17 protein-coding genes and 1 pseudogene are annotated in these 20,460 nt (G+C 72.9%); 7 read left to right on the top strand and 11 right to left on the bottom strand.

Going from position 1 to position 20,460, the window contains the following annotated elements; all coding sequences use genetic code 11:
• The first annotated feature begins 38 nt into the window (after nt 1-38).
• The 5 genes from E4U91_RS39325 to E4U91_RS34050 all read left to right on the top strand — a co-directional run bounded on the left by E4U91_RS39325 (nt 39) and on the right by E4U91_RS34050 (nt 5,751).
• Nucleotides 39-1,352, top strand: coding sequence for a cysteine synthase (locus E4U91_RS39325; protein WP_371558013.1), 1,314 nt, complete (start codon nt 39-41; stop codon nt 1,350-1,352).
• Nucleotides 1,349-2,623, top strand: a complete 1,275-nt coding sequence (locus tag E4U91_RS34065; RefSeq protein WP_137310362.1) for an ATP-grasp domain-containing protein — start codon at nt 1,349-1,351, stop codon at nt 2,621-2,623. The genes E4U91_RS39325 and E4U91_RS34065 overlap by 4 nt, the downstream gene beginning before the upstream one ends.
• A gap of 79 nt (nt 2,624-2,702) precedes the next feature.
• Nucleotides 2,703-3,959 (top strand): ATP-grasp domain-containing protein, encoded by a 1,257-nt coding sequence (locus E4U91_RS34060; protein WP_137310361.1) that lies wholly within the window; start codon nt 2,703-2,705, stop codon nt 3,957-3,959.
• Between the two features lie 8 nt (nt 3,960-3,967).
• Complete coding sequence (locus E4U91_RS34055; RefSeq protein WP_137310360.1) at nt 3,968-5,233, top strand: MFS transporter; 1,266 nt, start codon at nt 3,968-3,970, stop codon at nt 5,231-5,233.
• A 65-nt stretch (nt 5,234-5,298) separates the two neighbouring features.
• The gene (locus E4U91_RS34050; protein ID WP_067238279.1) at nt 5,299-5,751 is read left to right on the top strand and encodes a cupin domain-containing protein; all 453 of its coding nucleotides are present in this window, start codon (nt 5,299-5,301) and stop codon (nt 5,749-5,751) included.
• Nucleotides 5,752-5,845: 94 nt separating this feature from the next.
• Here E4U91_RS34050 and E4U91_RS34045 read toward each other — a convergent pair whose 3' ends face one another.
• The 7 genes from E4U91_RS34045 to E4U91_RS39830 form a co-directional block, all read right to left on the bottom strand.
• On the bottom strand, nt 5,846-6,385 hold the full coding sequence (locus E4U91_RS34045; RefSeq protein ID WP_241678780.1) for a nucleoside deaminase: 540 nt from the start codon (nt 6,383-6,385) through the stop codon (nt 5,846-5,848).
• Nucleotides 6,386-6,415: 30 nt separating this feature from the next.
• Nucleotides 6,416-7,252 (bottom strand): LLM class flavin-dependent oxidoreductase, encoded by an 837-nt coding sequence (locus E4U91_RS34040; RefSeq protein WP_137310359.1) that lies wholly within the window; start codon nt 7,250-7,252, stop codon nt 6,416-6,418.
• Between the two features lie 88 nt (nt 7,253-7,340).
• The gene (locus tag E4U91_RS34035) at nt 7,341-8,498 is read right to left on the bottom strand and encodes an MFS transporter (protein WP_168218220.1); all 1,158 of its coding nucleotides are present in this window, start codon (nt 8,496-8,498) and stop codon (nt 7,341-7,343) included.
• 86 nt (nt 8,499-8,584) lie between these two features.
• Complete coding sequence (locus E4U91_RS34030; protein WP_137310357.1) at nt 8,585-9,613, bottom strand: transporter substrate-binding domain-containing protein; 1,029 nt, start codon at nt 9,611-9,613, stop codon at nt 8,585-8,587.
• A 419-nt stretch (nt 9,614-10,032) separates the two neighbouring features.
• Nucleotides 10,033-11,187, bottom strand: a complete 1,155-nt coding sequence (locus tag E4U91_RS34020; RefSeq protein ID WP_137310356.1) for a chitinase — start codon at nt 11,185-11,187, stop codon at nt 10,033-10,035.
• Between the two features lie 224 nt (nt 11,188-11,411).
• On the bottom strand, nt 11,412-12,368 hold the full coding sequence (gene ppk2, locus E4U91_RS34015; protein ID WP_137310355.1) for a polyphosphate kinase 2: 957 nt from the start codon (nt 12,366-12,368) through the stop codon (nt 11,412-11,414).
• 464 nt (nt 12,369-12,832) lie between these two features.
• Nucleotides 12,833-12,961: a hypothetical protein gene (locus tag E4U91_RS39830; protein WP_338326698.1), complete on the bottom strand. Its 129-nt coding sequence runs from the start codon at nt 12,959-12,961 to the stop codon at nt 12,833-12,835.
• Between the two features lie 14 nt (nt 12,962-12,975).
• Here E4U91_RS39830 and E4U91_RS34005 point away from each other — a divergent pair.
• Nucleotides 12,976-13,365: pseudogene (locus E4U91_RS34005) on the top strand (helix-turn-helix domain-containing protein); the annotation flags it as partial.
• Between the two features lie 72 nt (nt 13,366-13,437).
• Here E4U91_RS34005 and E4U91_RS34000 read toward each other — a convergent pair.
• Nucleotides 13,438-15,435, bottom strand: a complete 1,998-nt coding sequence (locus E4U91_RS34000; RefSeq protein WP_206666917.1) for a lamin tail domain-containing protein — start codon at nt 15,433-15,435, stop codon at nt 13,438-13,440.
• A 102-nt stretch (nt 15,436-15,537) separates the two neighbouring features.
• The gene (locus E4U91_RS33995) at nt 15,538-16,806 is read right to left on the bottom strand and encodes a helix-turn-helix domain-containing protein (RefSeq protein WP_137310354.1); all 1,269 of its coding nucleotides are present in this window, start codon (nt 16,804-16,806) and stop codon (nt 15,538-15,540) included.
• 951 nt (nt 16,807-17,757) lie between these two features.
• Here E4U91_RS33995 and E4U91_RS39315 point away from each other — a divergent pair.
• The gene (locus tag E4U91_RS39315; RefSeq protein ID WP_241678779.1) at nt 17,758-18,186 is read left to right on the top strand and encodes a LuxR C-terminal-related transcriptional regulator; all 429 of its coding nucleotides are present in this window, start codon (nt 17,758-17,760) and stop codon (nt 18,184-18,186) included.
• Between the two features lie 152 nt (nt 18,187-18,338).
• Here the strand turns inward: E4U91_RS39315 and E4U91_RS33985 are convergent, their stop codons facing one another.
• Both E4U91_RS33985 and E4U91_RS33980 read right to left on the bottom strand, forming a co-directional pair.
• Nucleotides 18,339-18,857: an RNA polymerase sigma factor gene (locus E4U91_RS33985; RefSeq protein WP_137310352.1), complete on the bottom strand. Its 519-nt coding sequence runs from the start codon at nt 18,855-18,857 to the stop codon at nt 18,339-18,341.
• 97 nt (nt 18,858-18,954) lie between these two features.
• Nucleotides 18,955-20,283, bottom strand: a complete 1,329-nt coding sequence (locus E4U91_RS33980; protein ID WP_137310351.1) for a phthiocerol/phthiodiolone dimycocerosyl transferase family protein — start codon at nt 20,281-20,283, stop codon at nt 18,955-18,957.
• Nucleotides 20,284-20,460: the final 177 nt, after the last annotated feature.

Genomic DNA, 20,460 nt, shown 5'->3' with positions numbered 1-20,460 from the left:
TGGTCGACCGCGCCCTCGGCATCAAGTCCCTGGAGCTGGTGGCCCGGCAGTACCTGGGGCAGCCCCTGCCCGCCCGCGTCCTGCCCGAGCGGCCGGTCGGCGGCGCCGCCATCCGCTACCTGACGGCGCAGCCCGGCCGGGTCGTGTCGGTCGGCGGCCGGGAGCGGGCCGCCGCGCTGCCCGGCGTCGAGGAAGTGGTCGTCAAGCCCAAGCAGGGCTCCGTCATACGGGAGTTGCGCCGCAACGGCGACCGGGCCGGACACGTGCTCGTGGTGGCCGACACCGCCGAACTCGCGGCGCGCACCGCGGAGGCCGCCGCGCAGGAGATCAGCATCCGCACCGAGCCCGTCGTACGACGGCCCGTCGCGGACTCCCTGGTCGACCTGATCGGGGGCACCCCGCTGCTGCGGCTGCCGGTCCACCGCGTCGTGGACGGGGTCCCGGACGACGCCGAGGTGCTGGCCAAACTGGAGCTGTTCAACCCCTGGTCCAGCAGCAAGGACCGGGCCGCGCTGTCGATGCTGCGCGGCGCCGAGGAGCGCGGGCTGCTCACCCCGGGCGACGGCACCGTGATCGAGGCGACCTCGGGCAACACCGGCATCTCGCTGGCCGCGCTGGCCGCGGCCCGCGGCTACCGCTGCGTCATCGTGCTGCCGGACAACGCCACCCAGGAGCGGGTGGCCATCCTGCGCTCGCTCGGCGCCGAGGTCGTACGGACCCCGCACACGGGCGGCTACCAGGCGGCCGTCGACAAGGCGGAGGAACTGCACCGGCAGACCCCGGGGTCCTGGTTCTGCTGCCAGCACGACAACCCGGACAACACCCGCGCCCACTACGAGACGACCGGCCCGGAGATCTGGAGCGACGCCGACGGGCGGATCGACGTGTTCGTCTGCGGGGTGGGCACCGGCGGGACGCTCAGCGGCGCGGGACGCTACCTGCGCGAGGCCCACCCGGCGGTGCGCCTCGTGGCGGTGGAGCCGGCCGGCTCGCCGCTGCTGTCCGGCGGCGAGCCCGGCACGCACTCCATCCCGGGCTTCAACGGCGGCTTCATCGCGCCCACCACGGAACGCCACCTCATCGACGAGGTGATCGCGGTCTCCGACGCGGACGCCCTGGACACCACCCGGCGGCTGGCGGCGCGCGCCGGTCTGATGGTCGGGGTCTCGGCCGGGGCCGTCGTCCACGCGGCCGGGGTCCTGGCGGCCCGCCCGGAGTACCGGGGCCGGCGCATCGTGACCCTGCTGCCCGACACCGGCGAGCGCTACCTCAGCCTGCTGGGCCGCGAGGCCGAGGAGGCCGTGCCGGCCGGCGCCGCCGCTGTCGCTGCCGAGGCGGGCGGTGCCCGGTGACGACGCCCGCACCCGCCGACGGCCGGCCGCGCCTGCTGATGGTGATGCCGTACCGCCAGTTCGTGCGCAAGGCGCAGGCCGAGGGGTTCTGGGTCGGCGCGGTCTGGGACCCCCGGCTGGAGTCGCCCACGTACCTCGACGACGTCCGCGCCCTGGCCGACCTGTACGTGGAGACCGACTTCCAGGACCCGGAGCTGCTGCGCCGCACCCTGCGCGAGGTGGCCCGCGAGCACCGGGCCACGGTGATCTACCACATCGGCCGGGAGGAAACGATGGTCACCGCCCACGAGGTGGCCGAGGAGCTGCACGCCGAGCTCAACCCGGCCGCGGCGATCCGCTTCCTCGCCGACAAGCACGCGATGCGTGACCTGCTCGCCCGGCGCGGGCTGTCCCCGGTGTCCTTCGAGGCGGCGCCGACCCGGCGGGAGGTGCCGGGCGCGGTCGAGCGGATCGGCCGCCCCGCCGTCGTCAAGCCGGCCGCGCTCGCCGGCAGCCGGGGCGTGTTCCTGTGGCAGGAGCCGCAGGACCGGGCGACGTGGACGGCGCTCGTCGACGCGTACGGCTACGACGGGCCGTTCCTGGTCGAGGAGTACCTGCGGGGTCCCGAGTACAGCGTGGAGACGCTGAGCCGGGACGGCCGCCACCAGGTCGTCGGCATCACCGAGAAGCTGCTGGGGCCGCCGCCGCTGTTCGTGGAGGTGGGGCACGTCCATCCGGCGCCGCTCCCCGAGGACCGCAGGCGGGCCGTCGAGGACCTCACCACCGAGCTGCTCACGGCGTGCGGCTACCGGTTCGGGCCGGCCCACACCGAGGTCATCTGGACCGAGCGCGGCCCGCGGATCGTCGAGTCGCAGGCCCGTCTCGGCGGTGACCGCATCCCGCGGCTCGTCGAGCTGGCCACCGGGCTGGACATCGAGCAGGCGATCTTCACCGCCCTCGCGGACCGCCCGGTGGCGCTCTCCGGGGCGACGGCGACGGCGATCGTGCGGTTCTTCACCTTCCCGCCCGGCCGCATCGGCGAGATCCGCGGCCTGGAGACGGTCGCCGGCCTCCCCCACGTCGACGAGCTGAGCCTGCGGCTGAGTCCGGGCGACACGGTGCCGGAGGTCCGCGACTCCAAGAGCCGGCACGGGCACGTCATCGTGTCGGGCGCCACCGCCGAGGAGGCCCGGGCCCGCTCCGCGGAGGTGCTCGCCGCCCTCGAGGTCGTCATCGACGGCACGCCCGTCCGGGCGGACGGCCGCATCGGAGTCCTCGGGACGCCCGTATGAACGCCGTCGGTCACGAGTCCCCCCACGTTCGAAGAAAGGCAGTGACCATGCAGTGGTCCACACCCACCAGGAGGTCGCCATGACCAGCCCCGCCAGCGACGCACAGGTGGTGTTCGTCGGCTACAACGCGGCCTACCTGCGCGCCATCGACGGGAGCGTCCCCAGCGGGTCCGTCGTGGTGATCGAGGAACCTGACATCATCCGCAAGCGCGAACTGCACGACGCCGCCGACCGGTTCGACTGCCTGGACCGGATCGTCCCGGCGAGCTACCAGCAGTCGGCCGAGGCCCTGGACCTGGCCGCCGAGCTGACGGCCACGCGCCCGGTGGCCGCCGTCGTCCCCGGTCTGGAGTACGCGGTGCCCGCCACGGCCGCGCTCGCCGAGAAGCTGGGGCTGCCGGGGGCGACCGAGGCGGCCGCGCAGGCGCTGCGCGACAAGGTGCGGCTGCGCGAGGTCTCCGGGGCCGGCGGCGTCCGCAACCCGCGCTGGCGCGAGGTGCACGGCCCCGCGGACATCCTGGAGTTCGCCGGGGGCGGCCCGGTGGTGGTCAAGCCGGCGAACCGGCAGGCGAGCGTGGGCGTGCAGCTGCTGGACTCGGTCGACGAGACCGCCGCGGCCGAGGCGTGGGAGCGGACCTCGTCCGCCGCCGAGTACGAGCAGGTGCCCGACCGGGAACTGACCTGGCGCTTCCTCGCCGAGGAGCGGCTGCGCGGACCGGAGTTCAGCGTCGAGGCGCTGGTGCGCGAGGGCGAGGTCGTCTTCGAGAACGTCACCGCCAAGACCGTCGTCCCGGGGCCGTACCCGGTGGAGCAGGGCCACCTGCTGCCCGCTCCGCTCGACGCCGGCACGCAGGCCGCGTTCGGGACGGCGATCCGGAAGCTGGTCGCCGCCACCGGCTTCGGGACGGGCATCCTGCACGCCGAGTGGATCCTGACCGACGAGGGCCCGACGCTGGTCGAGTGCGCCGGCCGCTGCCCCGGTGACTACCTGATCGACCTGATCGACCTGGCCTACGGCACCCGCATCCGGCTGACCCTCATCGACCTGCTCGCCGGCCGTCCGGTCACGCTGCCCCGCTCCGCCGAGCGGACCTCGGCGATCCGGTTCCTGGCCGCCGAACCGGGCACCGTCACCGGGATCACCGGCCTGGACGAGGCGCAGCGGCTGCCCGGCGTGCACGTCGCGGAGGTGGACGTCGAGGCCGGCCAGGAGGTGCGCCCCTGGGCGTCGTCCTGGGACCGGGCCGGACACGTCATCGCGACCGGACCGGACGCGGACACCACCCGCCGACGTGTCCTGGACGCGGACGCCGCCATCCGCATCGCTACCGATTGAGGATCGACATGTCTGCTGTGTGGCAACGCGTCCGCGGGTGGCGCGGCTCCATGCCGGGAGGTTCGGTCGGTCTGCGGCTGGCCGTGATGGCGATGATCGACGCGGTCGGCACGGGCGCCTTCCTGGCCGTGTCCGTGCCGTTCATCACCCGCTCGGTCCACCTGTCGGAGGGCAACCTCGGCCTCGGCCTGACGCTGTCCGCCGCCGTCGCCCTCGCCACGGCCATCCCGATCGGCGTCCTGGCCGACCGGATCGGGCCGAAGAAGGTGCTGGTCGGGGTCAGCCTGTGGCGCTGTGCCTGCTTCGTGGTCTACCCGTTCGTGCAGAACCTGTGGCAGTTCCTGACCGTGGTGTGCCTGCTCGGCCTGGTCGACAAGGCGGCGGCACCGATGGAGCAGGCCCTGGTCGGACAGGCCACGGCGACCGAGGACCGGGTCAGGGTCGTCGCGATCCTCCGGTCGCTGCGCAACGTCGGCTTCACGGTGGGCGCCCTGCTCGGCGGGATCGGGCTGCTGATCGACACCCGCGCCGGGTACACCGCGATCCTGCTGGTCAACGCCGCCTCGTTCGCGGTGCTGGCGAGCCTGGCCGCGCGGCTGCCGGTGCTCAGCGCCCCGGCGAAGAGCCTGCGCCGGCGCTTCTCGGTCAGCGTGCTGCGGGACGGGTCGTTCCTGTCGTTCACCGGGATCAACGCCGTGCTCACCATGCACATGACGCTGCTGAGCATCGGCATCCCGCTGTGGATCGTCAAGCACACCGACGTCTCCTCGGCGCTGATCTCGCCGCTGGTGGCGGTCAACACCGTGCTCGCGGTCGCCCTCCAGGTGCGGGCCAGCCGCGGGACCGACACCATCGCGGGTGCCGCCCGGGCCCTGGTGTGGGCCGGCGTCTCGCTCGCGCTGTGCTGCCTGCTGCTCGTCGCGGCGCCGAAACTGCCGGTGGTCCTCGCCGTCGGCGTGCTGCTGCTGGCGATGGTCGCGCTGACCGGCGGTGAACTGTTCCAGTCCGCCGGCGGCTGGGGCGGCTCCTACCTGCTGGCCGCGCCCGGCCAGGAGGGTGTCTACCTCTCGGTCTTCTGGCTCGGCGTGGCCATCCAGCAGATCGCGGCGCCGGTCCTGGTCAGCCTGGTCGTCACGACCGGCACCTCGGGCTGGGTCGTCCTGGCCGCGCTGTTCGCCGTGTGTGGCCTCGCCGCGCCGGCCATCGGCCGCTGGGCGCAGGCCCGGGCCGACAGCAGGCCCCAGCCGGACCCGACCTTGGCCGAGGCCACGTAACCACCCCTGAACCGCCGGCCGCTCGACCGTGTCGGCACTGTGTGATCAACCATCTGAGGAGAGACATGTCCGTTCCGCTGTACGTTCCGTCGGGCGAAGGCGAGTTCGTCAACATCCGCGACACCAAGAGGACGTACCTCAAGCTCACCACGGCGGACTCCGACGGCGAGTTCGGCTTCTTCGAGCACCACATGGCGCCGGAGGCGAGCGGTGCCAGCCCGCACATCCACAAGCAGTCCACCGAGATGTTCTACGTGGTGAAGGGCGAGATCGAGTTCACCATCGGTGACCGCAAGGTGGTGGGTGAGCCCGGCGCGTTCGCCTACGTGCCCAAGGGCGAGCCGCACGGCTTCACCAACCGGGGCAACGAGGACGCCACGCTGCTGATCATGTTCTACCCGATCTACAACCGCGAGGACTACTTCCGCGGTCTGGGCCGACTGACGGCCAACGGGCGCAACCCCAGCCTGGAGGAGCTCCAGGAGCACATGGCGAAGTACGACCAGTTCATGGTCTGACCCGCCGACCGGCGGCACGGCCCGACGGGTCGGCCGGCGGCAGCGAACGGGGCCTGGCGGCATGTCGCCGCCAGGCCCCGGTGTGCGTGCCGCGTCAGTCGCCCGCGCTGTTCCTCTGTCGGAAGCGCCACTGCAACTCCCGTACCTGCTCCGCGAGTTCGGGCACCGGTCCGGCCACCTCCTGGCCGGGGACGACGTCCTGGACGGCCAGCGGGGCCAGGGGCGACGTCACGGGGACGCCCCACTCGGCCTTCCAGTCCCGGGCCTGCTGGGACGAGCTCGCGTACACGATGCGGCCGAGTCCGGCCCAGCCGTGGGCGGCCGCGCACATCGGGCAGTGCTCGCCCGAGGTGTACACGGTCGCGGTGGCCCGTTCCTCGGGGCCCAGGTGGGTCACGGCCCAGCGGACCAGCTCGAACTCGGGGTGCCGGGTCGGGTCGCCCGTGGTGGACTCGCGGTTGCGGTCCTCGGCGAGGATCTTGCCGTCGGCGTCGACGAGCACCGAGCCGAACGGCCAGTCGCCGGCGTCCACCGCCTCCGCGGCCAGCTCGATGCAGCGGCGCAGGTAGGGCAGTTCGGCCTCGCCGACGGTGCCGATGCCGTTCTGGGGAAGGTCGTGGTCGTTGGGGGCCACTGTCACTCCGTCTCTGTGTGGGGGGATCGGCTACGGCCGGTGCGCGGCCACGGTGGCCAGTGCCTGCCACGCCGTCTCGGGTCGCAAGGTCTCGTCCGGGTCACCGTGGTACGGGTCGAGCAGCACGGTTTCCGCTCCGGCCCGGCGCAGTTCCTCGATGTCCTCGAGAACCTGCTCCAGGGTTCCCTCGCCGGCCCGCCGGTCGGGGTCGTCGATCGGCTTTTCGGTCAGCCGGAGATAGATGCGCGGGGCCAACTCGGGAACCGGCGATTCGAGTTCGTCCGCGATATTCCGCAGCCGGGGCAGCGCCTCCCGGAACCACGACATGGTGAACCGCAGGGGGTGCCAGGGAGAACCGAAACGAACGGCCCGTCGTATTGCGGCGTCGCTGTTTCCGCCGACCCAGATCGGAATCCGCCCGCTGCCGTAGTCGGCCTCGTCGGCCCATGCGGTACGGAGCGTCCGCAGGAGTTCGTCGGTCAGTGCGCCGCGCCGGTTGAACGGGACGTCCAGCGCCGCGAACTCCTCGCGCGCCCAGCCGACCCCGACGCCGACGACCAGGCGCCCGCCACTGAGTTGATGCAGGTTGGCCGCCATGCGGGCGACCAGCAGGGGGTGCCGGTAGGGCGCGATGAGCACCGTCGTGCCCAGGTGGATCCTGGTCGTGATCCCGGCCAGCCAGGCCAGCGTGGTGACGGGTTCGTAAAAGGGAGCCGGATATTGTTTCGCCACATCCGATGTGATCGCCACATGATCGGAGAGCATCAACAGGTCGAAACCCAGACCCTCCGATGTCTTGGCCCAGCGGGCCAGGTTGTCCGGGGTGGCGCCCGGACCGAAGTTGGGAACATTCACGCCTATCCGCATGGCCCCACACTAGCAACTGCGCGACGGTGGCGTGCAGTTGTCCACCAGCCTTATGGCGGCGGAATCCACGGGGAAATGGCGCCGCACTTCATCCGCCGGGGGGAGCGTCGGATTTCCCCCCTTCCGGTTGCCGTGCCGAGCGGAGCGAGAAGGGCAGGAATACGGCCAGGACGGCCGCCGTGACCGGGAAGAGGGCGGGCGGGCCGCCGAGGGAGAGCAGCGGGCCGCCCAGGAGCGAGCCGACGCCGGTGCCGCCGTCGAAGGCGACGTTCCAGGCGACCCCGGCGAGCCCGAGACCGGCGGGGTGGTCGCCCGCGGCGTGCAGGGCCAGCACCAGCGTGGCGCTCTGGATCGCACCGAAGCCCGCTCCGAACAGGGCGGCGCCGGCCAGCAGCAGGGCCGGTCGGTGGGAGGCGGCACCCGCGGCGGTGCCGAGCGCGGTGACCAGCACGGCGGGGGCCAGCACCCGGCGGCCGCCGTAGCGGTCGACGAGCCACCCGGCGCCGAGCCGGGACGGCACGAGGGACAGCTGCGCCGCGAGCAGCGCCCCGGGTGCGGCCGGGGCGGTCAGCGGCAGGAAGGTGAAGACGACGCCGTACGCCATGGTGGAGGCGGCCTCCACCAGCAGGGGGCCGGTCATGGGGCGCAGGGCGCGGCCCGTGGCCCGGGGGCTCCCCCGGTGGCCGGATCCCGGCGTGGCCGCGGGGGCGGGCGTCGCGGTACGGGGGAAGCCGAACGCGCCGGCCACGACCAGCGCGGCCGTGAGCGCGGCCAGGGTGAACACGAGCGGGTAGGCCCTCTCCCGGGCCAGGGCGATGCCCGCCGGTGCCCCCAGCACGCCGGCGGCCCCGCCCACCGCGCCGTACCAGCCGATGGCCCTGCCCCGGGCGCCGGGCGGGAACAGCTCGGCGGTGAAGGTGACGCCGGCGACGACGAAGACGCCGAAGCCCAGCCCGCGCACGGCCGCCAGAGCGGTCAGGGCCCACAGCGCGGAGACGGTCGGCAGGAGCAGGCAGGGCAGTCCGAACAGGGCACCGCTCAGGGCGAGGGAGTGGCGGCGTCCGAGCCGGGCGAAGAGCCACGGGGTGGCGGGCTGGACGACCAGGGTGGCCGCCATCAGGGTCGCGGTGAGCGCTCCGGCGCCCGACGGTCCGGCGCCGGAGCGGACGGCGTACGCGGGCAGCGCGGAGAGCGTCAGGTTGAAGCTCGCGAAGCCGCCGAACGCGGCGATCAGGGCACCGGCCACCGCGACCCGCCTCCGGCCGGCGGTCGGTGCCGGGCGGAGGCCGGTCGTGGCGGAGGGGTCCGGCGGCGTCATCGGTCGGCGGCGGGTCAGCCGTTGTCGAGCGGCAGTCCGGGCGGGTTGACCTCGGCCTTGGTGACGGCCTCGTTGGAGAGGTGCCAGGCCGCCAGCCACTTGGCGTACTGCCCGTTCTGGATCAGGTAGTTGATCGCGTCCGCCACCGGCTCGGCCAGGCCGCTGCCCTTCTTGGCGGTGGCCGCGATCAGGCCCTGGAGCGAATCACCGGCGCCGGAGAAGGTGCCCGCGTTGGCCGTGGGCTTGGGCGACTTCGCGGTCTGGGTGATGTGGTACGAGATGGTGGGGTTGGGGCCGAAGTGGGCGTCGATCTCGCCGCTGCTGAGCGCCAGGTGGACGGCGTTGTTGTCCGGGTAGTGCTTGATGGTGAGCTTCTTGCCCTCGCCCTTGAGCTTCTTCTGCCACTCCAGGAGGATGCGCTCCTGGTTGGTGCCGGAGCCGACCTCGACGGTCCGGCCGGCCAGGTTCTCGTAGTTGCCGTCGAACTTCCAGGGGTTGGACTTCAGCACCTCGAAGGCGAGGTTGTCCTGCCGGTAGGAGGCGAACTCGTACTTCCGCTTGCGCTCCTCGGTGTCGGTGATGTTGGAGAAGCCCACGTCCACCTTGCCGCTGTCGATCCCGACGAACAGGTTGTCCCAGGTGAAGTTGCGGCTCACCGGCTCCAGTCCGAGGACCGCGGCGACCAGGCGGCCGATGTCGGCCTCGGAGCCGGTGAGGGTCTTCTGGTCCTCGCCGATGAACTCCAGCGGGGCGGAGCCGGACGGCAGGACGCCGTGGCCGATCACCAGCTTGCCGCTCTTCTTGACGTCGGCGGGCAGCTCAGCGCTGATCGACTTCACCTCGGACACCTTGAGGGTGGTCTCCGTGGCGGCGCCGTTCGAGAGCCGGCCGATGGTCACACTCCCGGAAGCGGCGTCGCCCGTCCCGGTGGCGGCGTCACTGTCACCGCCGCAGGCGGCCAGCCCGCCGGTGAGCGTGGCGAGGGCGGTGGCCGCGGTCAGGCCGCGGAGCAGACGGGGTCTGGAGGAGGAGTGGGTAGGCATGGCCGTTCCTTGTCGCTGAGGGAAGAAGGGCGGCGTGGGGGGACGGGGTGCGTGCGCGATGGGGCCTCGGTGGTGCGCCTCGTGAGCGCCGGGCGGTTTCCGGCCGCTCACGACCGCACGTCCTCATGTCTACCAGGCAGAACCGCGGTGGATCATTGCAGGCACATGAAGCTTCCGGCCAACTGTCGCCGTGGGCGGTGGTGTTGCCCGGTGGGTGTCGACACACGCCCCTTGGGGGCGGGTACGCCGTCCTTCTTCGGTACGGCCGAACGGCAGGGGCCGGCGCGGAGTTGCTGCGCCCCTGCTTCGAGCTGATGCGCCGCCGCCTGGACGGGGGCGGCGGCGCCGAGGGCCTCAGCGGCCTGGTGGACCTGCTGGCGCGCTGAGCGGGTCGTGGCGCGCCGGTCCCGTGCGGGCGGTCAGCAGTACAGGTTGGCGCCGGGGCTCACGCCGAGGATCTGGGTGAAGCGCTGGTAGGCGTCGACGCGGCTCTGGACCTGGGCCGGGTTGCGGCCGTCGCACTCCAGGGAGCCGTTGATGGAGCGGATGGTCTGGCCGAAGCCGGCGCTGTTGACCATGGCGTTGTGCGGGGTCACGGTGCCGGGCCCGGTCTGGGTGTTCCAGTACCACAGGCCGGTCCGCCAGGCCACGGAGGCGTCGTTCTGCACCAGCCAGGGGTTGTTGAGCAGGTCGATGCCCAGGGCGTCGCCGGCCGCCTTGTAGTTGAAGTTCCAGGAGAGCTGGATCGGGCCGCGGCCGTAGTAGGCGGCCTGCCCGGCCGGGCAGCCGTAGGACCGGCTCCAGTCGCAGTACGTCGGGTAGTTGGCCGTGTTCTGCTCGACGACGTACACCAGCCCGCCGGTCTCGTGGTTGACGTTGGCGAGGAACGCCGCCGCCTCCTGCTTCCTGACGGTGTCGGAGCCGGTGGTGGCGAAGCCGGGGTAGGCGGACAGGGCGGCGGTCAGCCCGCTGTAGGAGTAGAAGGAATTGCGGTTCGGGAACATCTGGTTGAACTGGGCCTCGCTGACGACGAAGCCCGAGGTGTTGCCGGTGCCGCCGCCGCTCGCGGGGGCGTTCCACTTCTGGTTGGCCGCGCCCGTGCAGGTCCAGATCTGCAGGCGGGTGCCGTTGGCGCTGGTGTTGTCGCGCACGTCGAGGCACTTGTTCGCGGCCGGGTTGACGATGTCGTGGGCGCCGGTGACCACCCACTGCTGGTTGGATCCGCCGGAACAGTCCCACAGTTGGACGGCGGCGCCGTCGGCGGTGGACCGGTCGACGACGTCCAGACACTTGCCGAGGGCGCGCAGGGTGCCGTCGCCCGGGTTGGACCACGCCTGGGCTCCGGTGCCGTTGCAGTCGTAGAGCTGTACGGCGGTGCCGTTGGCGCTGTTGGCACCGGCCACGTCGACGCACTTGCCGGCCAGGCCGGTGACGGCACCGGTGGCGGCGTGCGCCGGCACGGCGGTGAGCAGCGCGGCCAGCACGGCGGTGACGACGCCGGCGAGGGCCGTCCGGATCGCCGACCGGCGGCCGCGGGAGGTGCGTGGGGTGCGGGGGGTGGTGTGGGGGGTCATGTGCTCGCATCTCCTCGAGTGCGGGGCAATCGGCTGGCTCAACTGGGCGCGAGGGAGCGGAATTTGGGGTTCAGACGCTAATGGTCTGGACCAGCACGGTCAAGACGTGCGCATGCCAAGAGAGGGGGTGGCGCGCCCTGGGTGCAGGCCGGGAGGGACGAGGAGCTACCGCGGCACACATGCGTCAGGGCCCACCCCTACGGGTGGGCCCTGGCGTGAGGGAGTCAGTCCTGGTCCGGGTGTTTGCCGGGGACGCCGACGCCGGGTGACAGCGGTGTGGGGGAAAGCTGTGTGTCCTCCTCGCCCGGCTCCAGGAGGGTGTCGGCCGCGCCGACGACGAGTGGGTCGGGTGTGCCCACCGCCTCGGGGTCCTTGCTCGCGTAGTCGATGCGCGCCAGCAGGCTGCGCATGGTCTCCAGCCGGGCCCGCCGCTTGTCGTTGCTCTTGACCACGGTCCAGGGGGCGTGCGGGGTGTCCGTCGCGCGGAACATGTTGACCTTGGCCTCGGTGTAGGCGTCCCAGAGGTCCAGGGACGCCAGGTCGGTCGGCGAGAGCTTCCACTGGCGCACCGGGTCGACCTGCCGGATCGCGAAGCGCGTGCGCTGCTCCGAGCGGGACACCGAGAACCAGAACTTCACCAGCAGGATGCCGCTGTCGACCAGCATCCGCTCGAAGGTCGGGCACTGGTCGAGGAACAGCTCGTACTCCTCGTCGGAGCAAAAGCCCATCACCCGCTCCACACCGGCCCGGTTGTACCAGGAGCGGTCGAAGAACACGATCTCCCCGGCGGTCGGCAGCTGACCGACGTAGCGCTGGAAGTACCACTGCCCGGTCTCGCGTTCGGTGGGCTTGTCCAGGGCGACCACGCGGGCGCCCCGCGGGTTGAGGCGCTCGGTGAGCCGTTGGATCGTGCCGCCCTTGCCCGCCGCGTCACGCCCCTCGCACACCACGACGACCCGCGTGCCGGTCTCCTTGACCCAGCGCTGGAACTTCAGCAGCTCTATCTGCAGCACGCGCTTGGCGCGCTCGTACTCCTTGCGTCCCACCTTGTGGTCGTAGGGGTAGTTCTCCCTCCAGGTCCGGATGGGGCGCCCGTCGGCGTCGAGCACGATCGGCTGCTCACGCCGGCTGGCGTCCACGGTGAGCCCGTCCAGCAGCTTCTCGGCGTCTTGCGCGTTCATCAACTGGCATTCCGTTCGGCTGTCGCGGTCGGTCGGGGGACACCCGAGTGCCCCGTCCGCCCCCGTCCATGTGGTGGCGCCGCAGTGGACGACGGCGGCTGCCGCGGGGCCGACGGCCGGCCGGTGGCCGTCCCCGCGCCGTCCGTCGCAGCCGCTGGTCGCACACGGTGCCGGTGCCCGCACCCGGCGCTGTCCCCCGTGAGGACTACGGCGAGGTGTCCTCCGTGAGGTGACGATCGCCCGCCACTGTTTCCCTAGCGTTCCAGTCAGCCGCGGCGGATCCGCCGCGGACGGGCACGGAACCGGGAACGGGGCCGGGAGGGAGTCGTCGTGAAGCTGGTGTGGCAGGTGCTGGCCGTGGTCGCGGTCGGGGCGGCCGGGGGTCAGGCCGTCGGCGCCGTGCAGGGCGACCGGTGGCTGTCGCTCCTCCTGGGCGGTCTGACGGTCGTGCTCTCGGTGGTCGTCTACCGGTGGGTGGTGGGGCGCACCGAGCGGCGCCCGGTCACGGAGCCGGCCGGGGAGGGCGCCCGGGGCGCGGTCCTGCGCGGTGTGCTGCTCGGTGTCGCGATGTTCGTCTGCGTGATCGCGAACATCGCCTTTCTCGGGCCTCGACGAGTACGTCTACGAGGCACTGCGCGCCGGTGCCGCCGGCTTCCTTCTGAAGGACGCGCCCCCGGACCGGCTGCTGCACGGCATCCGCACCGTGGCCAGCGGCGCGGCCCTCCTCGATCCGGAGGTGACGCGCCAGCTGGTCGGCCGGTACGCCACCCGGATCCGGCCGGCCGAGGACACCTCCCGCCACGTCCCGCTCACCCCCCGGGAGCTGGAGGTGCTGCGCCTCATCGCGGACGGCCTGTCCAACGGCGAGATCGCCGCGGTCCTGGTCATCAGCCCGGAGACCGTCAAGACCCTCGTCTCGCGGATCCTGGCCAAGCTCCAGCTGCGCGACCGCGTCCAGGCCGTGGTGTACGCCTACCGACACGGCCTGGCGACCTGACGCCGCGGCCGGGTGGGCCGCGGCGCCGTGCGTCGGTTCACGGGCGGGGACGGTCCCGCCCGGTCCCTCGGGTCAGCAGGGGAAGGTCCCGCTGTACAGGGCGTGGCCGAAGGAGGAGGTGCCGGAACCGAAGCCGTAGCTGCCGTCGTCGCTCCAGACCGCTTCCCGGGCACCGTTGACGCAGGTGGAGGGGGGTGCGAGCGCGAAGCCCTCCAGGTTGTCGGTCGGCATGACGGCCGGGTTCGTGTAGGTGACGTCCGGGACGATGGCACCGGTGGTGCCGACCTTCAGGGAGGTGTGCGTCTCGCCGCAGGTGTTGTCGCAGGTGGCGACGATGCGCTGGGTGCCGGCGTCGAACAGCACGTCCATCACGGAGCCCTTGCCCGTGGCGACCGTGCCGAAGGTCGTGTACGTGCCGTCGGAGTTGAGGCCGTAGACGTGGAGCGTGCCGTCCCACTCCAGGCCGGCGAAGAACAGGCCCGATCCGTGCAGCGGGTAGGCGGCCGGGGCGTAGGCGGAACCGGTGCGGGGGTCGACCCAGCCGTTCGCGGTCAGCCAGCTGTCCGGCACGTAGGCGACCCCCTCGAAGCCGAGGTTGGCGTCGTCCTTGCTGCCCGTGTCCAGCTGCGGGAACTGCGCGGTCATGTCCCACTGGCGCAGGGGCGTCAGGGTCGTTCCGGTGGCCGCCGGGTCGAACTCCATGACCGTGTCCTTGGGCGCGGTGTTGCTGGTGTTGTCGCGCTCGGAGGTGACGTAGAGGTGACCGTTGCCGCCGACCGTCAGCCCCTCGGAGTCGGGCTGCCCGGTGCCGCCCGCGAAGCGGATCTGCTTGCCGGACGCGCTCCACGAGGGGTCCGGGACCCACTTGCCGTTGCTCTTGACCAGCTTGTACAGCCAGTTCTTGTTCTTCACGGCCCACAGCACCGACGGGTTCGCCGGGTCGAAGGCCAGACCGCTGAGGTCCCGGCCCTCGGGGCCGGTGGACGTGGTGAACGCGCACACGTCGTCCGCGATCGTGACGTCGAGGCCGCCGGGCCAGGCCGGGGTGCCCGCGGGTGCGGACCCCGTTCCCGAGGGTGCCTCCGGGGTGCAGCCGCTGGTGAGCGAGCCGCCACCGCCCAGCAGCCGACCGGTCTGGCCTCCTCCGCCACCGCCGCCGCTGCCCGAGCAGGAGTTGGCGCCGCCGGGTGTCGCGGTCGTCGCCGTGCGGAACCAGCCGGCGCCGTCGGCGCACCGCTCGTCCGACGGCTTGGCGCCGTCGGTCGCCCAGGTCACCGAGTCGACGCTGGTCCCGTTGGCGTCGAGGAGGAAGAGCGAGTCGTTGTCGCCCAGGCCCAGCGTGGAGTTGAAGGTGACGTACCCGCCCGCGGGGACGCTGGTCGCGCTCGGCGAGGAGGACGCGAGCGACACCGGGGTGTGGGCGGTGTCGCCGTCGACGTACTTCCACGACCCGACAGCGACCGCGCTCGTGCCGCCGTTGTACAGCTCCACAATGTCCGAGCCGTTCGAGGTGACCTCGTTGATCCGTATCCGGCTCGACGCCGGTGCCGGTGACGGGCAGCCGGGGGCATTGGCGGCGCCGAAGGTGGTCGCCGCGGTGGTGACCACCCACGCACCGGTGCCGTCGCCGCCGCACCGCGCGATGGCCGACTTCGCCGCGCCGGTGGCCCAGTCGACGCGGTCGACCACCGTCCCGTCGGAGGTGTACAGCACCAGCTTGTCCGAGTCACCCAGTCCCTTGGGCGAGTTGAAGGTGACGAAGCCGCCCGCCGCAATCGTGGCGGAGGACGGGGTGAAGGCCTGCGGCGAGAAGTTGTCGTCGGACGTCTTCCAGCCGCTGAGGCTCACCGCGGTGGGGCCGGTGTTGTAGAGCTCCACCGTGTCGTTGCCGGACGAGGTGACCTCGTTGATCCGGACGTTCTGGTAGCCGGCGGGGGTCGCGGCGGCCGCGGGCTGGGCCGCGACCGTCCCGGTGAGCAGTACGGAGAGCGTCAGGGCCGCGGCGCACGCGGTCGCCACGCCGGAACGCGGATGTGAGGTAGGCACGACGCCGAACTCTGGTGACACCATGCGGAAACCGTGTGAACGCCGTCTGAACGGGCCCTGTGGCGCGCCGGAACGCGCGAGGCCGGGCGGGTCGGGTCGGCCGGTTCACGACCTGGACGCGTGCCCTCAGCGCGACCCGCGCGGTGCGCCGCCGTCGGCGCTCGTCATGTGCGGGAGGCGCAGGTCCGCCAGGGTCTGGGCCAAGGTCTGCCAGACGTGCGCGGCCAGGTCCAGGTTACGGGACTCCGCTGCCTGACGGCCCAGCCCCTGCAGGACGGCGATGCCCTCCTCGACGCGCCCGGACAGAAGCGTCAGCCGACCGTCCAGGACCGACAGCCGTACCCGGTCCCGGTAGGGCAGCCGCAGGTCCTCCTCGGCCAGCAGCGCGGCGCTGATCGCGCGGGCCTCGTCCGGCCGGCCCTGGTGGAACGCCAGGTGGGCCCGCAGGGCGCGCAGCTCCTGGGTCTGCACGGGGGTGCCGATCAGGTCCACCACGGACGCGGCCTCGGCCAGCCAGCACTCGGCGGTGCCCACGTGGGGCGGGGTCATCTCCAGCGCGGCCGCGGTGGCGGCGAGCCGCAGCCGGGTCCACAGGGCCAGGTTGTCCGTGCTCCCGAGGAGGCGGAGCGCCGTGTCGAGTCTGGTCCGGGCGGCGGCGTGGTCGCCCCGGCGGCCGCAGACCGTGGCGGCGGTCCACCAGCCCTCCGCCGCCTGCGCCGGTGCGGCCGCCGGCAGCAGGTCCCGTTCCAGGTCGTCAGCGTGCCGCGCGGCCGCGTCCAGCCGGCCCAGGTCGGCCTCGATGTCGATCAGCACCGTCAGGGCGGCCAGGGTGTCGGGGACGGCCAGGTCCTCGGAGCGCGCGAGCCCCACCGCCCGCGCGGCCGCCGGTTCTGCCGTGCGCATGTCACCCAGGGCCCGGGTGCAGCGGGCGTACGCCACGAGTGAGCGCACCCGCAGTTCGGGCACCTCCAACGACTCGCCCAGCTCGACGAGCCGGTCCAGGTGCTCGCGTTCCTCCGCGTAGTCGCCGGCGCGGCGCGCACTGCGGCCGAGCAGCCACCGGGCCTGCCAGCGGGCGGCGGGATCGTCTCCCGCGTCCTCGTCGACCACCCGGCCGAGGGCGGCGAGGTCGCAGGTGCCGGACGGCGCCGACGACGCGACCGCCAGCTCGTACGTCAGGGGCCGTTGCGGCGGCGGCCCGGTCAGCACGGAGGCGTCGACGCCCAGCCGCTCGGCGAGGTACGCCGTCGCGCGCTCCGTGGGCCTGCGGTCGCCCGACTCGAGGCGCGACAGGTACCCGGTCGACATCCCCTCACCGACCAGTCCGGCCTGGCTCAAGCCCCGCTCCAGCCGGAGCCGCTTGAGCCGGCGGCCGAAGTACGGTTGCTCGAGCATCTCCCCACCTTCGCTCCCATGACGCACCGGACCTCCGCCCCGGGACACACCCCAGGCCCGTTCGACCGGACACCTGAGGTTGTCAACACTTTACGAAGCCCGGGAAAGGGGTTGCAAGGCAAATGACGATCAGCAACTCCCCTGCTCATTAAGCGTGTTGCGCTACCAGGGCCCGCTTCCGGCGCGCTCGAACGCTCCTCAACCCGGCCTGCACGCAGAGGAGTTGACACGTTGCCCAGGTCACCTGGCAAACACTTGCCAAGGGGGTTGCCGCACCTTAGCCTCGGAGTCGCCGACCTGACGCGACTCCCCCATTTCGTCTCATGGAGGTTTCCGTGCCACACCCTGCCCGCCAAGGGCCGAGCCCGATCTGCGCACCGCGATGGCCGTGACAACGTTTTCCGGCCGCAGGCCGATCCCCGCCGGGTGCATCCGCTCCCCGTGAGCCGCGGCCCGGGCCCGCCGTACGCATGCGTCCGGCCACCCCCCTGACGAACGACAGCCCGCGGCCACCGACTTGGTGGCACGCCTGCGCACCGGACCCCGGCCGGCACCCCGGCACCGACACACCGGTCCGTTGCGCACCCACCGCCCTCCACCCCCCATGCGCACCATAAGGACGGTACGTCCGTGGCGACCACGAGTTTCCCCGACGCCTCGCCCCGCAAGCACCACCGGGACACCCAGCCGGCTCTCCCAGCGCTCTCCGCCACCTTGAGGAACACTCCGCGTTCCGCCCCCGCCTCCAGAGCCGTCTGCACGGTCCGCTCCTTTCCCGACAACCTCGTCATCACGTCCGCGGAACCGGAATTCGCCCGGCCCTTCGGCCTCAGCAGCGGGGAGATATGCGGGTACGGGCTTCTCGAGCTCCTGCACGCGGCCGTTCCCGACCGGCTGCGGGAACAATTCGTCGCCCTCTCCTCGGGCCGTCAACCCCGATTCACCGAAAAGGTGACCGGAAAGGACGGTACCGGGGTGTCCTTCCACGCGGACATGACCGCCATCGCCGTACGGGGCCTGGCGGGTGGGACGTCCGGCGCCGTCGTCCTCCTGCACCACCCCGCAGCCGCCGCACCCGGACCCGCCGCTCCCGCCCCCGTGGCACCGCCGCCGGTCACCCGGCCGGTGGCCCACGACGGACCGCTCCTCAGCGCCCTCGACGCGCAGGTGCTGGAGGGCGTGGCGCGCGGCGAGTCCACGGTGCAGCTCGCCTCGCGCCTCTACCTGAGCCGCCAGGGCATCGAGTACCGCATCGGTCAGATGCTGCGCCGGTTCGACACCCCCAACCGGCCGGCGCTCGTCTCCCGCGCGCACGCGCTGGGCATGTTCGCCGACGGACAGTGGCCGCCACGCGTTCTGCCGGAGCGCGTCAAGCCGTAGGGGACGCCCGGGCGTCCGGGGGTCGGCGGGAGCCCGCCCCCGTGGGTGTCCGGACCCCCGGGCGGAGCGGGAGCCCGCCCCCGACGAGGGCCGTGGCCGTCAGGGACGACGCCACGGCCCTCGTCGTTGGGCCGCCCCTGGGTCGGCCGGGTTCAGGCCGCTGACGGCTGCCACGCCTCCTGGAAGCGCCGGCGGGCGCGGAAGAGACGGGAGCGCACGGTGCCCACGGGCAGTGCGAGCACCTCCGCCATCTCCTCCTCGTTGAGGCCGTAGGCGCGCAGGGTCAGCACCTGCCGGTGCGCCCGCGAGAGGCGGTCGAGGACGTCGGTGATGTGCACGGCGTCCAGCGGGTTGGCCTGGTGCTGCGACTCGACCTCGGAGCAGGTCTGTTCCGCACCGAAGCGCCTCGCGGTGCGCACGGCCTCGCGGACCGTCACCGCGCGCACCCACCCGTAGAACGCGACCGGTTCGCGCAGGGTGCCCAGTCCGCGGTAGATCGCGAGCAGGGCTTCCTGGGTGGCGTCGGCCGCGTCGTCGCGGGTGATGGAGCGGCAGATGCGGCTGACGTAGGGAGTGATGTGGTTCAGCAGGTGGTTCATCGCGTGCTCGTCGCCCGACTGGGCGCGCGGCACCAGGGTGAGCGGCGACGGGAGTTCGCTGACGGTGGACATGGCGGAGGAGCACTCCTTACGGCAACCGGGCGGCGTGGGCGGGGGCGGCCCTCGTTCGGGCGCGGGGGTGGTCGACCCGCTTGCGGGGAGACGGCGTTCAGCCGGCGTCCGCGGTGACGGGCTCGGGGTGTGCCTCGGACGCGAAGGCGAGGAGGCCGTCGAGCACCTCGTCGCGGAAGGCCCGCATGAAGGACGGGGTGAAGCAGGCGGTGTAGTGCGGGAACTCGATGGACAGGCGGCCCTCGAAGGAGACCACGCACGCCATGAGGGGGCTGCGCCCGGCCTGCGGGAAGTAGTTCTCGCGGCCCGGCACCAGGCGGACGTCGACGGCGTCCAGGCCGTCGGGCAGGCGGGGTCCGGGGACGACGCCCATGTTGGTGACGATCACGGTGGCCAGCTGGAGCGCGGGGTTGCGGGGGATCTCCGGGGTGATGCGCATCTCGTGGAAGTGACCGCCCCCGGCGATGAAGTCGGTCAGCCGCGCGTGGACGGTGCGCGCCAGGTCCAGCGGGTCGGACGTCTCGGAGACCTCCAGGGTCTGCAGGTGGGTGGTGACCGCCGGCACCATCACGGACGCCTCCAGCGGCGGCGTCAGCCGGGAGCGCAGGTCGACGGGTGACAGACAGCCCAGGGTGCGCGGGCCCTCGCCCCCGAGCTGCCGGCGGGCGGTGGCGAGCAGGGCGGCGGCGACGAGCGCGTGCACGGACACGCCCGCCCGCCGTGCCCTCTCGCGCAGGCGCGCGGTCCGGTCGGCGTCCAGGGTCAGCCGGCACACCTCGATGTGTCCCTCGCCGGCCGCCTCCCCCGGCGCACCGGCCGGCGTCACGTCGTAGCGCACCAGGTCGACCGGGTGGTCCTTGGCGTGCGCGGTGCGCGCGTCCAGGTACGCGGCGGTGTCCGCCTCGTCGGCGGGCGGCAGCAGCGCGCTCACGGGCTCCGGCCAGTCCGGGGTGTCCGGCAGGTCAGGGTCGGGCCCCTCGGTGCGCGGCCGCTCGCCGGTGACGAGGGCGCGGTAGTGGTCCCACAGCGCGTTGTGGAGGGCGATGCCGCTGTGCCCGTCGGTCACGGTGTGGTCCACCAGCAGGACGAAAAGGTGCTCCTCGCCGCCCGGCGCGCTGACCAGGGTCGCCCGCGACAGCGGACCGCCCACGGTGAGGGGCCGGTTCAGCTCCGTGGCGTAGGCCTCCTCCAGGTCTCCGGTGCGCGTCTCCAGGCGGGGCCGGGCGGTCTCGTCCAGCAGCACCAGCGCGGGGCCGGCGCCGTCCGTCACGATGCGGGAGCGCAGGGTCGGGTGGGCCTGCGTCACGGTCTGGAACGCGGCGGCCAGCGCCTCGACGTCGACGTGGCCGCGCAGGGTGCAGGACAGGACGGCCCTGCTGCGCTGGCCCACGTAGAGCGTCTCAACCGGACACAGCGGACGGTGCATGACGGCGGCCCTCTTCTCGGTCGTCCAACGGGGTGGCCCGGGCGTGGCCGGCCTGTCGCCGGAATTGCGGCCCGGGGCGTCGCAAGTCGCGTTCGAGAGTGCACCGCGCGCCGCCGCCGATTCCACCCGGGAGGGCGCCGGAAAGGGAAGTCGCGTGATTTCCCTAGAAGTTCGTGC

This window comes from Streptomyces lasalocidi (assembly GCF_005280215.1).
Lineage (GTDB): Bacteria > Actinomycetota > Actinomycetes > Streptomycetales > Streptomycetaceae > Streptomyces > Streptomyces longwoodensis.
The sequence above is the reverse complement of the archived record's forward strand: the minus strand, read 5'-3'. Positions and strand labels throughout refer to the sequence as shown.